The organism is Desulfoferula mesophila (assembly GCF_037076455.1).
In the GTDB taxonomy this organism is placed as follows: domain Bacteria; phylum Desulfobacterota; class Desulfarculia; order Desulfarculales; family Desulfarculaceae; genus Desulfoferula; species Desulfoferula mesophila.
In genome coordinates this window covers 1,716,832-1,731,702 of sequence record NZ_AP028679.1, presented here as the reverse complement: position 1 = coordinate 1,731,702, position 14,871 = coordinate 1,716,832, and the positions used below count along the sequence as shown (strand labels likewise).

General features: G+C 67.3%; 16 protein-coding genes. 13 read left to right on the top strand and 3 right to left on the bottom strand.

All coding sequences use genetic code 11. The features are described from left to right. The first annotated feature begins 86 nt into the window (after positions 1-86). Together AACH32_RS07650 and AACH32_RS07645 are read left to right on the top strand one after the other, a co-directional pair. Positions 87-977 carry a diacylglycerol/lipid kinase family protein gene (locus tag AACH32_RS07650; RefSeq protein WP_338606193.1) on the top strand — a complete coding sequence of 297 codons (891 nt, stop codon included), beginning with the start codon at positions 87-89 and terminating at the stop codon, positions 975-977. Positions 978-1,020: 43 nt separating this feature from the next. Further along, positions 1,021-2,211 carry an MFS transporter gene (locus tag AACH32_RS07645; protein ID WP_338606192.1) on the top strand — a complete coding sequence of 397 codons (1,191 nt, stop codon included), beginning with the start codon at positions 1,021-1,023 and terminating at the stop codon, positions 2,209-2,211. A 470-nt stretch (positions 2,212-2,681) separates the two neighbouring features. Here AACH32_RS07645 and AACH32_RS07640 read toward each other — a convergent pair whose 3' ends face one another. Beyond that, the gene (locus tag AACH32_RS07640; RefSeq protein ID WP_338606191.1) at positions 2,682-4,727 is read right to left on the bottom strand and encodes a thioredoxin domain-containing protein; all 2,046 of its coding nucleotides are present in this window, start codon (positions 4,725-4,727) and stop codon (positions 2,682-2,684) included. Between the two features lie 60 nt (positions 4,728-4,787). Next, positions 4,788-4,970, bottom strand: coding sequence for a hypothetical protein (locus AACH32_RS07635; RefSeq protein ID WP_338606190.1), 183 nt, complete (start codon positions 4,968-4,970; stop codon positions 4,788-4,790). 209 nt (positions 4,971-5,179) lie between these two features. On the opposite strand from AACH32_RS07635, the gene AACH32_RS07630 reads away from it, so the two are divergent. The 11 genes from AACH32_RS07630 (at position 5,180) to AACH32_RS07580 (ending at position 14,676) form a co-directional block, all read left to right on the top strand. Next, positions 5,180-5,617, top strand: coding sequence for a hypothetical protein (locus AACH32_RS07630; protein ID WP_338606189.1), 438 nt, complete (start codon positions 5,180-5,182; stop codon positions 5,615-5,617). 87 nt (positions 5,618-5,704) lie between these two features. Further along, positions 5,705-6,334 (top strand): CDP-alcohol phosphatidyltransferase family protein, encoded by a 630-nt coding sequence (locus tag AACH32_RS07625; protein ID WP_338606188.1) that lies wholly within the window; start codon positions 5,705-5,707, stop codon positions 6,332-6,334. A gap of 14 nt (positions 6,335-6,348) precedes the next feature. Further along, the gene (locus AACH32_RS07620; protein WP_338606187.1) at positions 6,349-6,999 is read left to right on the top strand and encodes an HAD family hydrolase; all 651 of its coding nucleotides are present in this window, start codon (positions 6,349-6,351) and stop codon (positions 6,997-6,999) included. An 80-nt stretch (positions 7,000-7,079) separates the two neighbouring features. Further along, positions 7,080-8,552 carry a menaquinone biosynthesis decarboxylase gene (locus AACH32_RS07615; RefSeq protein ID WP_338606186.1) on the top strand — a complete coding sequence of 491 codons (1,473 nt, stop codon included), beginning with the start codon at positions 7,080-7,082 and terminating at the stop codon, positions 8,550-8,552. Between the two features lie 5 nt (positions 8,553-8,557). Then, positions 8,558-9,433: a 4-hydroxybenzoate octaprenyltransferase gene (locus AACH32_RS07610; protein ID WP_338606185.1), complete on the top strand. Its 876-nt coding sequence runs from the start codon at positions 8,558-8,560 to the stop codon at positions 9,431-9,433. After that, a complete protein-coding gene (locus AACH32_RS07605) occupies positions 9,430-10,074 on the top strand; it encodes a response regulator (RefSeq protein ID WP_338606184.1) in 645 nt (214 codons plus the stop codon). The genes AACH32_RS07610 and AACH32_RS07605 overlap by 4 nt, the downstream gene beginning before the upstream one ends. Before the next feature lie 24 nt (positions 10,075-10,098). Beyond that, positions 10,099-11,118: a hypothetical protein gene (locus AACH32_RS07600; protein WP_338606183.1), complete on the top strand. Its 1,020-nt coding sequence runs from the start codon at positions 10,099-10,101 to the stop codon at positions 11,116-11,118. A 37-nt stretch (positions 11,119-11,155) separates the two neighbouring features. Then, a complete protein-coding gene (locus tag AACH32_RS07595; protein ID WP_338606182.1) occupies positions 11,156-12,799 on the top strand; it encodes an AMP-binding protein in 1,644 nt (547 codons plus the stop codon). Between the two features lie 96 nt (positions 12,800-12,895). Beyond that, positions 12,896-13,396 carry a DivIVA domain-containing protein gene (locus tag AACH32_RS07590; RefSeq protein WP_338606181.1) on the top strand — a complete coding sequence of 167 codons (501 nt, stop codon included), beginning with the start codon at positions 12,896-12,898 and terminating at the stop codon, positions 13,394-13,396. A 12-nt stretch (positions 13,397-13,408) separates the two neighbouring features. Continuing rightward, complete coding sequence (locus AACH32_RS07585; protein WP_434062346.1) at positions 13,409-13,696, top strand: DUF167 domain-containing protein; 288 nt, start codon at positions 13,409-13,411, stop codon at positions 13,694-13,696. Beyond that, a complete protein-coding gene (locus tag AACH32_RS07580) occupies positions 13,693-14,676 on the top strand; it encodes a peptidase MA family metallohydrolase (protein ID WP_338606179.1) in 984 nt (327 codons plus the stop codon). Before AACH32_RS07585 ends, AACH32_RS07580 begins: the two co-directional genes overlap by 4 nt. Here the strand turns inward: AACH32_RS07580 and AACH32_RS07575 are convergent. Further along, positions 14,673-14,864 (bottom strand): hypothetical protein, encoded by a 192-nt coding sequence (locus AACH32_RS07575; RefSeq protein ID WP_338606178.1) that lies wholly within the window; start codon positions 14,862-14,864, stop codon positions 14,673-14,675. The two genes, AACH32_RS07580 and AACH32_RS07575, sit on opposite strands and share 4 nt — an antisense overlap. Positions 14,865-14,871: the final 7 nt, after the last annotated feature.

Below are 14,871 nucleotides of genomic sequence, written 5' to 3'. Positions count from 1 at the left end.
CGGATATTTCTGCTAGGATCGCTTCTCAGCGTGCCTGACTTTTTCCCCGCTTGGCCCCGGCCGGCGGGACCGGGAAAGAACTCCCCATGGCCCTCAACCATCCTCGCATAGCCTTGATCCACAACCCCCAGGCGGGGCGGGGCAAGGCCGTGGACGCGGCCCGGCGTCTGCAAGCCGCCCTGGCCGGGGCGGGGATGGCTCCGCGCGAGCTCTTGACCAAGGGCCGAGGCCACGCCGAGGAGTTGGTGGGACGGGCCGTGGAACAGGGAGCGGAGGTGGTCATGGTGGTGGGCGGCGACGGCACGGTGCACGAGGCGGCCCAGGCCCTGGCCGACAGCCACGTCCGCCTGGCCACCCTGCCCGCCGGGCGCTGCAACGATTTTTGCCGCTCCCTCGGCCTGGCCTGCGAGCCCGAGGCCCTGGTGGCGGCGGTGGCCGGGGGAGCCACCCGCGCGGTGGATCTGGCCCGGGTCAACGGCCGCAACTACTGCACCGTGGGCGCGGTGGGCTTCGACGCAGAGGTGAGCCGCTACGTGGACCTGATGCGGGCTCCCCTGTGGGGCCAACCCGCCTACATCTACGCCGTGCTGCGCACCCTGGGCCGCTACCGTCCGCCCCAGGTGCGGCTCACCTGGGACGAGGGCCACTACCACGGCCCCCTGTTCCTGGCCGCCGTAGCCAATACCCCCACCTACGGCAACCAGATACGCATCGTGCCCCAAGCCCGGGCCGACGACGGCCACCTGGACATCTGCCTGGTGCGCCCGGTGGGTATTTTCAAGGTGATGCGCTTCTTGCCCTCGGTGCTCAAGGGCAGCCACGGCGCGGTGCCCGAAGTCAGCTTCCTGCGCACCCGCAAGGTTGAGATAGCCTGCGACCGGCCCATGGAGCTTTGGGCCGATGGCGAGCCGGTGGCCGCTTCTCCCCTGAGCGTGGAGATTTTGCCGGGGGCCCTCAAGGTGGTGGCCCCGGCCTGAGCCCGGCATCCCGACCAACCGCGCCCGCACAGAAAGGACCCGCGTGGCGGTAACTCCCTCGCCGGAAAAGGCCCTGTGGTCCAGTTGCGCGGCCATCTTCTGGCCCGGCTCCATGGCCTTCGGCTTTCCGGGCATCATGGCCCAGCACTGGCAGATCGTCTTTGGGGTGGACCGGGCGGCGGTGGGCCAGATCCTGTTCTTCCTGCTGCTGGGGGTGGGCTCCAGCATGTACCTGGCCGGGCGCTGGCAGGAGCGCCTGGGACCCACCCGCCTGGTGCTCCTGGGCACCCTAATCTCCTCCACGGTGTCCCTCGCCCTGCCCCTGGCCCCGAGCATCGGCGCGGTGCACGCCTGGGCCTTTATCACCGGGGCCTCCCATTCCTGCCTCTACCTGCCCGCCCTGAGCGTGGTGCAGCGCTGGTTCCCCACCCGGCGGGGCCTGGTCGCCGGCCTGGTGAGCATGGTCTTCGGCCTGGCCGCCGCGGCCACCGCCCCCTTGTACTCCTGGGTGCTGGGCGAGGCGGGGCCCACGGCGCTGTGCCTGGTGGCCGGCCTGGCCGCCCTGGTCACCGGCCTGATCGCCGCGCCCTTCATGTCCTTTCCCGCGCCCCGGCCCGCGCTGGCAGGCACCGGCCACGGCGCGCCGGGGCTTTCCCTGCGGGTGGGCCAGGCGCTACGCACCCGCTCCTTTTGGGCCCTGTGGTGCACCTGGGCCCTGGCCGGGGCGGCGGGCATAGCCATGGTCACCCTGTCCGTCGGCTTCGGCCTGGGCCGGGGCCTGAACCTGCGCCAGGCGGTGATGATCCTCACCGCCTTCAACCTGACCAACGGCCTGAGCCGCCTGCTCAGCGGCTGGCTCTCCGACCTGGTGGGGCGCAACCTGACCATGGCCGGGGCTTTCGTCCTGGCCGGCACGGCCTACCTGCTCCTGCCCCACGCCCAGGGCCTGTATCAATGGGCCGCCCTGGCCGCCCTGGTGGGTTTCGCCTTTGGCACCCTGTTCGCGGTGAGCGCCCCCCTGGCCACCGACTGCTTCGGCTTGGAGCATTTCGGGGCCATCTTCGGGGTGGTGTTCACCGCCTACGGCTTTTTGTCCGGGGCTCTGGGCCCCTGGCTGGGCGGGCATTTGCTGGATGCCACGGGCGGGGACTTCGCCCTGGTCTTCGGCTACCTGGGTTTGTTCTTCATGGCTTCGGCGGGCCTGATCTTTCTGGTGCGCCCTCCGAAGATTTAGAGCGCGGAGACAAGGCCGTTCCTAACGGCCACCGGTGCCGCAACTCACGCTCAATCAATGGGGAGTTTTTAGAAAGAGGAGCAGGCATGGTTGCCCTGCTCAAAGCGGCATCATGTGCGCTGTAACTTAGCCGCACCGGACGGGAGTATTGGCAGGCCAGGCAAATCACCAGGGGGCAGCGGGACCGCCGGAGCCGAGTGTTCCACCCTTCCCTACTTTTTCTCGGCTCACCTTTCTGGCGGCATGACTCGCGAGGCCAGCGGTAGCGTCTGCGGACCGGGAGCGGCCGGGGCGCCCAGCCTCACCGGGGGCATGTTGAGGAGTATCCGGGCACCGCAGGAAAAACGCGACGCCCGGCGGAAACCGGCGCTTAGCCTATTACCTCTTCCTGACTCTTCATCCTCCGCGTGCGGCCGCTATGCAGCTTTATCGCAGGCTGGCTACCCTGGCGCTACCCTGCCTCCCGGCTCTCACAACTCCAGATCGGCCGGGTCGTTCACCGGGGCCAGGCAGGCGTAGTTGGCGCAGACATAGGCCGTGGCCGCTCCGCCCACCATCTCCATGGCCGCGCTATAGGGGGCCAGGGACTCCACCAGGGGCTCGTCCTGGCCCACCGGCCGGAACAGGATCACCCGCCGGGGTCCGAAGCTGGTGTGGAACTTCTCGAGCATGGCCTTGGTGTCCGGCTCCCCGGCCCGGCCCACCACCACCACCTCCTGGGTGTGGCCTTGGGCGAAATCCAGGGCGTTCATGAGCTGGGTGTAGCCCATGGGCATGCGCTCCACCGTGCCGGCGAAGGCGTTAAGCAAATCCTCGGCCCGGTCTTCCAACTCCGGGCGGGCCACCAGGCGCCCCAGGCGCAACAGGTTGCCCGCCATGACCGAGTTGCCCGAGGGCAAGGCCCCGTCGTAGATCTCCTTGTCCCTAAAGATCAGGGCCTCCCCGTCGGCCGGGGTGTAGAAATAGCCGCCGCCCTCGTCGTCCCAGAACAGGCGGCCCGCCAACTCGGTAAGCTCCAGGGCCCGCTCCAGATGGCGCGGGTCTTGCCCGGCCTGGTGCAGCTCCAGGAGCCCCCAGATGTATAAAGCGTAGTCATCCAGATAGCCCGGCCCGGTGAGGTGCCCCTGGCGCCAGCGGCGGGCCAGGCGGCCGTCGGTGCCCACCAGGTATTGCTCCACAAAGGCGGCGGCGCGCCGCGCGGCCTCCAGATAGGCGCTCTCGCCCAGGGCGGCCCCGGCCTGGGCCAGGGCGGCGATCATCAGGCCGTTCCAGGAGGTGATGACCTTGTCATCCTTGAGGGGGTGCACCCGCTTTTCGCGGGCCGCAAAGAGCTTGGCCCGGGCCTCGGCCATCTCCTGGCGCAGGGCCTCGACCGCCACGCCCTCGGCCTGGGCCAGCTCGTCCCAGCCCAGGGCGAGGTGGGCGATGGAGCGGCCGTGCTCGAAGTTGCCCGCCTCGCTGATGTTGTAGACCCTACAGAAGCGCTCGCCCAACTCCGGCCCCAACACCTCGCGTACCTGGGCCGGGGTCCACACGTAGAACAGGCCCTCCTCGCCCTCGGAGTCGGCGTCCTCGGCCGAGTAGAAACCGCCCTCGGGCGCGGTCATGTCCCGGAGCACGTAGTCCAGGACCTCGCGGGCCGCCCGGGCGTGCTCGGCCTCGCCGGTGAGCTGATGGGTCTCCACATAGGCCATGGTGAGCATGGCCTGGTCGTAGAGCATCTTCTCGAAGTGGGGCACCAGCCAGCGGGCGTCCACCGAGTAGCGGTGGAAGCCGCCGCCCACCTGGTCGAACATGCCGCCCCGCCACATCTCGGTGAGGGTCTTTTCCACCATGGCCAGGGCTTGGTCCTGGGGGGCGCGCAAATGCCAGCGCAGCAGGAAGGTCAAATGATGGGGGCTGGGAAACTTGGGGGCCTGGCCGAAACCGCCGAACCGGGAGTCGTAGATGCCGGCCAGGCCCTCGTGGGCCTGTTGCAGCGTCTTGAGCCCCAGGTTGCCCCCTTGGCCCTGGGCCGCGCCCTTGAGGGCCTTGATGATCTCCTGGCTGGCGCTGAGCATCTTGACCCGCTCGGGGCTCTTCCAGCGCCGGGCCAATTCCTGCAGCACCGGGATGAAACCGGGCATGCCCTGGCGGGTGGTCTTGGGAAAGTAGGTGCCCGCGTAAAAGGGCTTGCCGTCCGGGGTGAGCCATACGCTCAGCGGCCAGCCGCCCCGGCCGGTGAGGGTCTGGCACACGGCCATGTACACCCCGTCCAGGTCGGGCCGCTCCTCGCGGTCCACCTTGATGGGCACGTACTCCCGGTTGAGCAACTCGGCCACCTCCGGGTCCTCGAAGGACTCGTGGGCCATCACGTGGCACCAGTGGCAGGTGGCGTAGCCTATGGAGAGGAAGATGGGTTTGTCCTCGGCCTTGGCCAACTCCAGCGCCTGTCGATCCCAGGGCTGCCAGGCCACGGGATTGTGGGCATGCTGCAAAAGATAGGGGCTTTTTTGCTGGGCCAGGCGGTTTTCCATGGGCGGTCGCTTCCTCTGCTGGCGGTGCTTTCCAAGGGGCCAAGGCGCGGCCTGCGGGGCCTAGTCCTCTTTCACTTCCTCCACCTGGCTCTTGTGCTTGTGGCCGCACATGGGGCAGGTGATCTCGATCTCCGCTTCGTCGCCGATGAACTTCTCGCGCAGCTTTTCCGGGCTCAGGAAGGTGAGGTCCCCGCAGGCGCAGGCGGGGCATTCGGCGCGCACTTTGTACTTACGCTTGGACATGTTCAACTCCTCATGTGATTAAGCCGCTCTCCGGCCGCCGGGCCGGAGCTATTCCTATAATTTATTGTACACGCCTGAGACCATTGTCCAAAGTTTTCCCCCGGCTTGACCCGGCTTGCCGTGGTGGCTCATGCTGAACTCAGGGCCCCATGGGCCAACCCCGCGTCCCGCGGGACTAATCGAGACTATCAACTCCTTGAAGAGGCGTTATGAACCCCCGCGACTTCGTGATCTTCCATCCGGCCTGGCAGGTGACCTGCACCCTGCTGGGGCTCTACGTGGCCTGGCTGGGCCTCAAGCGCCTGGCCTCCTTGCACCTGGGCCGCCAGACCTCCTTTCCCCGGCCGCGCCACGTCCTGCTCGGCAAGCTGGCCCTGGTGGGGCTCATCCTGGGCAGCCTGGGAGGGGCTATCATGGTGCGCTGGCTGTGGGAAAACTGGCTGGTCACCGGAGTGCACGGCTGGCTGGGCCTGATCTTGGTGATCCTGGCCGGGGTGGGGCTCATTACCGGCCTTGTCCTGGAGCGCCACCCCAAGCCCCGCAAGGGCCTGCCCCTGTTCCACGGCCTCGTCAACCTGACCCTGCTTGCCTTGTGTCTGGTTAACTTTTACTTCGGCGACCAGATCCTGGACGCCTTGGAGCGCTGAACGACCTGAGCCATCCTCATTGACATGCCGGGCCTCCCTGCCTACACTTGGCCAACTTATTTTTCCCTTTGCCAAGGTGCCAGCCACATGCCCGTACCAATGTCCACGGCCAACTTCATCACCCTGTTGCGCCTGCCGCTGCTGATTCTCATCGTCCTGCTGCTGCACCTGCCCGGCGCGGTCGCGCCTTTCATCTGCCTGGTGCTCATCACCGCCCTCTACCTCATGGACTGGCTGGACGGCTACGTGGCCCGTTTCAAAAACGAGGTCACCGACCTGGGCAGCGTGCTGGACATCGCCATGGACCGGGTGGTGGAAAACGTGCTGTGGTTCGTGTTCGTGAGCCTGGGCTCGGTGCCCCTGTGGGTGGGCCTGGTGTTCATCATCCGCAGCTTCCTGGTGGACGGCCTTCGGGAGTACGCCCTGTCCAAGGGCTACAGCGCCTTTGGCATGATGCACTCGCCGCTGGGCAAATTTTTGGTGGCCGGGCGCTTCATGCGCGGCTTCTACGGCCTGGCCAAGGGGCTGGCCTTCGGCGGACTCACCCTGTGCCAGGCTTTGATCGCCCTGGGGCCCGAGGCCGTTTCCGAAATGAAAGTGTTTTTCTGGCTGACCCCGGCTCTGGTATATTTGTCGGTAATTCTTTGCATTGCCCGGGGCCTGCCGGTATTGGCGGACATTCGCCGCCTCATGGATCAAGTCCCCCGGCCAAACTAGGAGCAGCCCATCCAGTGAGCGGGCAAGCCGCCGCCATTTTCGACGTGGACCGGACCCTGGTGGTCCCCAGTTCCATGGAAAAGGTATTCGTGCCTTTTCTGATCCGGCGCGGCTATCTGCGCGCCCCGGACCTGGCCCGCTACGTTCTCCTCTACCTCACCCGCGGCCTGGGCGGCGATTCCTCGGCGGCCCAGAACAAGGCCCACCTCCAGGGCAAGGACCCCGACGAGTTGGCCCGCCTGGCCGCCGAGTGCTTCCAGACCAAAATCCGGCCCCGCATCAGCAGCGAAGGCCGCCGCCGCATGGACGACCACCGCCGCAAGGGCCACTTGGTGGTGCTGCTCACCGGCAGCCTGGAGCCCCTGGCCGCCCAGATCCAGCGCGAGTTGGGCGCGGACATGGCCCTGGCCGCCCGCCTGGAGGTCAAGGACGGGGCCCTGTCCGGTGAGCTGGAGGGGCTCAGGCCCTACGGCCCGGAAAAAGCCCGCCTGGTGCGCGAGCTGGCCCGCACCCACGGCATCAACCTGGCCGAATCCTACGCCTATGGCGACCATCACTCGGATTACCAGCTTCTGGACGCCGTGGGCCACCCCCACGCGGTCAACCCGGATTTCCAGCTTCGCCGCCGGGCCGCCCAGCGCGGCTGGCCCATCCTGCACTTCTAAGCTTTCTCTTTTGGTCCCACCGGTTTGCGCCCCCCGGCGGCCTGGGCTATATTGACGAGTATCATCATTGGAGCGAGCCCATGCAGGCCCCCCTTAACATGCGACAATTCGTCAAGGCCCTGGAGAGCCGGGGCTGGCTGAAACGCGTCTCCGAGGAGGTGGACCCCTTCCTGGAGATCACCGCCCTGAGCGACGCGGTGATGAAGGCCGGCGGCCCGGCCCTGATGTTCGAAAAGGTCAAGGGCGTCTCCTGCCCCCTGGCTATCAACCTCTTCGGCTCGCCCCAGCGCATGGCCCTGGCCCTGGGGGTGGAGCACCTGGACGAGGTGGCCGGTCGCCTGCGGGGGCTGTTGGAGCTGGAGCTGCCCTCGGGCGGCCTGTGGTCCAAGCTACTCAGCGTGTTGCCCAAGCTCAAGGAGCTCAAGGCCTTTGCCCCCCAGAAGGTGAAGAGCGCCCCTTGCCAGGAGGTGGTGCTGCGCGGCGAGCAGGCTTCTTTGGACCTCTTGCCCATCCTCACCTGCTGGCCCCAGGACGCCGGGCCCTTCATCACCCTGCCCCAGGTGATCACCGCCGACCCGGACACCGGCAAACACAACGTGGGCATGTACCGCTTGCAGCGGTTCGACGAGCACACCACGGGCATGCACTGGCACCGCCACAAGGGCGGGGCCTCCCACTATCGCCGGGCCAAGGAGCTGGGGCAGAAGCTGCCGGTGGCCGTGGCCCTGGGCGGGGCGCCCGCCTCGGTCTACGCGGCCTGCGCCCCCCTACCCGAAAACCTGCCCGAGTACATGTTCAGCGGCTTTTTGCTGCGCCGGCCGGTGGAGCTGGTCCAGGCGGTCACCAGCGAGCTGTTGGTCCCGGCCGAGGCCGAGGTGATCATCGAAGGCTACGTGGACCCGGCCGAGCCCCTGCGGGTCGAGGGCCCCTTTGGCGACCACACCGGCTATTACTCCCTGGCCGACGACTACCCGGTGCTGCACGTCACCGCCGTCACCCATCGCAAGGACTATCTCTACCCCACCACCATCGTGGGAATACCGCCCATGGAGGACTATTACTTGGGCATGGCCACCGAGCGCATCTTCCTGCCCTTGTTGCAGACGGTGCTGCCCGAGGTGGTGGACTACCACATGCCCGCCGAGGGGGTGTTCCACAACCTGGTGTTCGTGTCCATCAAGAAAGACCACCCCGGCCAGGCCTACAAGGTGATGAACGCCCTGTGGGGCCAGGGACAGATGATGTTCGCCAAGATCCTGGTGATCGTGGACGCCGACGTGGACGTGCAAGACCCCCAGCGCGCCTGGTGGGAGGCCCTAAACCACATCGACCCCCAGCGGGACATCCTGTTCAGCAAGGGACCGGCCGACGTGCTGGATCACGCGGCCCAGCTCCCCTGTCTGCACAGCAAGATGGGCATCGACGGCACCAAGAAGCTACCCGGCGAGGGCTTCGAGCGCCCCTGGCCGGAGCGCATCGCGATGGACCCCGAGGTGGAGCGGGCGGCCCTGGCCCGGCTCAAGGCCTGGGGCCTGGTCACCCCGGAGAAGTAGGCGCCATGGCCCTGAATCCGGGGGGACGGCTCAAGGACTTCGGCGACCTGGTCAAGTTCAGCCACACCATCTTCTTGTTTCCCTTTGCCCTGAGCGCCCTGCTGCTGGCCACCCGGGAGCACCCGCTCACCGTGGGCATCTTTTTCTGGGTGGTGGTGGCACTGGTGGCGGCGCGCAGCGCGGCCATGATCATGAACCGCATCGCCGACCGCCGCTACGACGCCCTCAACCCCCGCACCGCCATGCGCCCCCTGGTCACCGGCCGGGTGAGCCCGGCCCTGGCCTGGGCCTGGCTGGTGTTGGCTTGTGCGTTGCTGGTGTTGGCCGCGGCCATGCTCAACCCCCTGTGCCTCAGACTCTCGCCCGTGGCCCTGGCCTGGGTCTTGGGCTACAGCTTCACCAAGCGCTTCACCTGGCTGTGCCACCTCTGGCTGGGCCTGGCCACCGCCCTGGCCCCCTTGGGCGCCTGGATCGCGGTCACCGGGGCCTGGGACTGGCGGGCCGCGGTGCTGGCCGGGGCGGCCGCCCTGTGGGTGGTGGGCTTCGACGTCATCTACGCCTGCCAGGACATAGAATTCGACACCTCCCAATGCCTGCACTCCCTGCCCGCCCGCCTGGGATTGGAGCGGGCCCTGTGGGTGAGCCGGGGGATGCACGCCCTGACCATCCTGGGCTTCTTCGCCCTGGCCCCGCTTTTCAACCTGGGCGACATTTATTTGCTGGGATCCGGGGTGGTGGCCCTGGCCCTGGTGGTGGAGCAAGCGTTGGTGGCGGTGAAGCGGGCCAACATTCCCATGGCCTTTTTCACGGTCAACGGTTTCGTGTCCATCGCCTTTCTGGTGTTTTTGATCCTGGACCTGTGGCTGGGGGGCGCGGCTTGAGCCAACTGGAGCAGGATCTGCGCTATCTGGGGGTGCTGGAAAAGGCCCGGCAAATCACCGCCGAGTTGGGCCCGGAGGCGGCGATTCGCTATATCCGCCACGCCTATCGCCTGCTCTCCAAGGTCTATCACCCGGACCTGCACCAAGAAAACCGCCGAGCCGCCGAAGAGGGCCAGCGCCGCCTCAACGCCCTGAAACAGCGCCTGGACGCCACCAGCGACGAGGAGTTGGGGAGCTTCCTGCAAACCTCGGCCCGGTCGCGCGCCGGACGCCCCCGGGTGCTGATCGTGGAAGACGAAATCTGTCTGGCCGACAACTTGGGCGATTTGCTTATAATGGAGGGCCACCAGGTGGCCACCGCTCCGGACGGCCTGGCCGGCCTGCGCCTGCATATGAGTTTCAGACCGGAACTGGTAATCAGCGATATTCTAATGCCTATAATGGACGGAGTGGAGATGGTTCGCGCCCTGCGCCAACGGGACCCGGAAATCAAGGTGATCTTCATTTCCGGTTTTTTCGGCACCCACTCCATTCAAAATTCACTCATGCAAGAGCTGGTTCGCTTTGGATACCCCCGCCTGGCCAAACCCTTCCGGCCCAGCCAGCTGCTCGAGCTGGTGCGCCGGGAACTGGGAGGCTGAGCCGCCCCAACTAGGAGATACCTCATGCCGCTGAAGTTCAAGATCACCCATCACCGCACCGGTTACCTCAACCCCGCCGACGACATGAAGCCCACCACGGTGGACGTGGAGATCCGCCGCGACCCCCTCACCGACGACCGCAGCCGCATCCTGAGCTTTCGCCTGCGCTCGCTGGGCAAGCTGGACCACTCCCTGTACCTGGAGCGCGACAAGGACCGCACCTGCCCCTTTTGCCCGGGCAACGTGGAAACCATGGTTTCGCGCTTTTTGCCCGAGGAGGTGCCCGAGGGGCTCTTGCGCCGGGGCGAGGCGGTGGGCTTTCCCAACATGTTCCCCTACGAGGCCCACAACGCGGTGCTGCGCCTGACCAACGAGCACCACGTATTGCCCAGCCAGTTCACCGCCCGCCAGTTGGCCGACGGCCTTTTGATGGCCGTGGACTCCTTTAAGCGGGTGACCCCCAAGGCCCGCTACGCGGCGGTGAACTGGAACTACATGATGCCCGCCGGGGGCGGAGTGGTGCACCCCCACTTCCAGATCGTGGCCGGCATCGAGCCCACCCGCTTCCAGAGCCGCCTCATCCGCCGGGCCAAGGCCTTTGCCAAGCGCGAGGGGGGCGACATGATGAGCGCCTACCTGGAGCACGAGAAGGCGGAGCGCACCCGCTGGGTGGGCCAGGTGGGGCCGGTGATTTGGCTGGCGCCTTTCGCGCCCCGAGCCATTTATGATTTAATGGCCCTGTCGCCCAGCGGCAAGGGGCTCATGGAGTTCAGCCCGGCCCAGATCCTGGGCCTGGCCAAGGGCATCCGCCGGGTGGTTCGCTTCCTGGAGGCCCGGGGGGTGAACGCCTACAACATGGCCCTGCACACCTCGTTGAAGCCCGAGGCCGGACTACCCTTCATGTTGCGCATCGCCAGCCGGGTGCAGATACCGCCCATGGGCGTGGACGAGATCAATTACTTCGAAAAGCTGCACGACGAAACGGTGTGCTTCTTGAGCCCCGAGGAGATTGCCAAGGACATAAAAACCATGTGGCGCGACTGAGGCGACCGGGCGCGGCCACGCCGAGGAGGGGGAGCGCATGGCCTATGAGGGGGCTCTGACCCTGGGAGGATTGCTCAAGGAGGTGGCCGGGCGCTGGGGGGAGCGCGAGGCCCTGGTGGACCTGCCCAGCGGGGAGCGCCTCACCTACGCCCAGTTCGACCGGGCCAGCGACCGGCTGGCCCGCGCCTTTTTGGCCCTGGGCCTGGCCAAGGGCCAGCGGGTGGCCCTGTGGGCCCCCAACCAGCCCCAATGGCTGGTGGTGATGTACGCGGCGGCCAAGGCCGGCTTGGTGCTCTCCAGCGTGGACACCAGCTTCGGCCGGGAGCAGTTGGCCTATCAACTGGCCCAGTCCCGCTGCAGCGCCCTGGTCCTGGCTCCGGGTGTCCAGGGCAATGAATACCTCAAGGCCCTGGGCGAGCTGTGCCCCGCGCTGGCCCGCCCCGCCCCGGCGGGCCTGGATTGCACCGCCCTGCCCGAGCTCAAGCGGGTGATCGTCTTGGGCGATGCGGCCCCGGCCGGGGCCCTGACCTGGGGCCAGGCTCTGAAGCTGGGCGACCAGGCGCCGGCGGGGGAGTTGGCCCGGCGCATGGCCGAGGTGCGGCCCCAGGACGCGGCCACCCTGCTCTACACCTCGGGCACCACCGGCCGCCCCAAGGGGGTGCTGAGCCCCCACCAGGGCCTGATCCTCACCTCGGCGGCCGGCGGCGACCACCAACGCCTGAGCCAGGAGGACCGCCTGGCGGTGTCGGTGCCCCTGTGCCACATGTTCGGCTGCATCTGTATCGCCCTGGCGGGCATCATCAAGGGCGCGGCCCTGGTGATTCCCTCCCGGCTGCCCGAGGCCGGGGCCACCCTCAATGCGGTAGTCAAGGAAAACTGCACCGCCCTGTACGGCCCGCCCACCTCTTTCATCGCCATGTTGGACGAACCGGCCTACCAGCAGGTGGGCGGCGGCCTGCGCACCGGGATCATGGCCGGGGCCCAGTGCCCCATGGAGGTTATGCGCCGGGTGGTGGAGGACATGGGGGTCAGGGACATCCTCATCGGCTACGGGCAGACCGAGGCTTCCTCCTGGATCTCCACCAGCCGCCCGGAAGATCCCCTGGAGCTCAGGGTCTCCACCGTGGGCCGCCCGGTGCCGGGGGCGAGGGTCAAGATCGCCGACCTGGCCGACGGCCAACCCCTGCCCCCCGGCGAGGTGGGGGAGATATGCACCCAGGGCCACGTGATGCTGGGCTATTTCGACCTGCCCGCCGAGACGGCCCAGGCCGTGGACCAGGACGGCTGGCTGCGCACCGGCGATTTGGGCACCATGGACGCCGAGTGCTATATCCGCATCTCGGGGCGGCTCAAGGAGGTGATCCGCAAGGGAGGGGCCACCGTGTTCCCGGCGGACATTGAAGAGGTGCTCTTCGCCCATCCGGCGGTGAACACCGCGGCCGTGTTCGGGGTGCCCCATGCCGAGCTGGGCGAAGAGGTGGCCTGCTGGATCAAGCTGGAACGCCACGCCACGGCCACGGAGGGCGAGATCATGGACTATCTCGCCGAGCGGCTCAGCCAAAGCCACCTGCCCGCCTGGCTGCGTTTCGTGGAGGAATTTCCCACCACGCCCTTGGGCAAGATCCAGAAGTTCCGCATGCGTGAAATCATGCTGGCCCAGTTGGCCTCCGAGGAAGATTAATATATTTAACTTACGATAAAACTTGACTTTTTCCTGTAATTACGGTACGAAAATGTTGTGATGTTCCTGCGTTGACCCTAAGGGTACGGTGAGATTATGGACGTCCAAGAAATCAGAGGCAGAAGCTTTGCCCGGCGCTTTTTTGGCTTTGACGCCCGCGAGGTGGAAAGCTATGTGGGCAAACTGGCCGACTATGTCGCGGACCTGCATCGTGAGTTGGACAACCTCAACCAGCAACTGAACCAAAACACCCAGGAACTCAAGGAATATCGCGTCCGCGAAGACGCCCTGGAGGCCAATCTGGCCCAGAGCCGACGCATCGCCGAGGACATGAAGGCCAACAGCGAGAAGGAGGCCAAGTTCATCGTGGCCGAGGCCGAGCTGCAGGCCGAAAAGATCCTAAGCCAGGCCCATAACCGTTTGGCCCAGATCCACGACGACATCACCGAACTCAAACGCCAGCGGGCCCAGTTCGAGGTCCGCCTGCGCTCCCTGGTGGAGGCGCACCTGAAGCTCCTGGAGGTGGAGGCCGACCGCGACCGCGACCTTTCGGAGTTGGAGGACAAGATCAAGATCCTCAGGAGCCCCTCTTCCTAGTTTTTATCTCCCGTGCCTAGTCTTAAAAAAGAGGCCCTCGGTGCGAGCCTGGCCGTGCGGGTGGCTCCCCGAGCCTCGCGCAACGAACTGGCCGGCGTGGAGGCCGGGGCCCTCAAGGTGCGCCTTACCGCCCCGCCCGTGGAGGGCGCGGCCAACCAGGCCCTCGTCAAGCTGTTGGCCAAGTCCCTGGGCGTGGCCAAGGGCAAGATCAGCGTGGTCAGCGGGGAGCGCTCGCGCAACAAGCGGGTGCTGGTCGAGGGGCTGAGCCCGGACGAGGTGCGCGGGCGGCTGGGCCTGTGATCCGGCGCCTGGCCATCCTGCTCTTGGCCCTGCTGGGGGCCACGGCCGCCCTGGCCGCCGGGCCCCTGGAGCTTTCCGTGCAGGCCCCTTCCCCGGAGCTGGCCGACCACGTGCGGGCCATCGCCGCCGAGGCCGCGCCCAAGCTGGAGGCCTGGACCGGGGCCTCGCCGGGCAAGGTGCTCATCCAGGTAATGCCCACCCGCGAATGGTTTGAAAAGCGCATGAATCAGTTGGGCGGGCCCCGCTGGGCCGCCGGGCTGGCCCTGCCCGAGCGGGGGCTTATCGTACTGCGCTCCCCCCGCCAGCTGGGCGACCCCGAACAGTTCCGCCACCTGACGATCCACGAATTACTGCACCTGTACCTGGCCGCCGGGCTCAAGGGCCGCCGGGCCCCCCTGTGGCTGGAGGAGGGCCTGGCCATGCGCCTGTCCGGCGAGGGCGGCTGGGGCCGCAGCGCCACCATGGCCGGGGGGGTGCTGGGCGCGGGCCTGATACCCTTTGGCGAGTTGGCCGAGCGCTTCCCGGACCAGGCCCAGCAGGCCGCCCTGGCCTATGCCCAGAGCTATTACCTGGTCACCTGGCTGCAAAACGAGTACGGCCCCCAGGCCCTGGCCAAGATAATCAAGGGCCTGTCCCAAGGCCGCCCCCTAACCGCCGCGCTGCGACAAACCACCGGCCTGAGCCTGGCCGCGCTGGAGGAGCGCTTCAGCGACGACATGCACTCGCGCTTCTCCTGGATCGCGGTGCTGGGCACCGGGGGGGTCTTGTGGGGCCTGGTGGCCCTGGGGGCGGGGGTGGGCCTGGTGGCCCGGCGGCGCCGGCAGAAGATGGCGGTGGCGCGCATGGACGACGCCGGCGGGGTCCAGACGCAAATGCGCCCCCGGCCCAGGAGCGGACGGGGGCGACGGATTGTGCTCAGGGAAGCGGGAATGGACACACCCCGTCCCCGGGAAAGCTCCCGGAGCCGAGAAGAAACCTAGGCGCTATGGGGGCAGCCCAGGTGTTCCAGTGATTCGTCGTGCCTCTGGAGGGCCTGATAGCGCTCGCGGGCGGCGGCGCATTCAAAGCTGAGACCGCAATGGGCCAGACAGACGTGATCGCCCCGGTCGAACTCGCCGAAGCAATCTATGCGGTCTTCCAATTCCTCCAATATAAGGAGTCGGGCCAAATCAGTC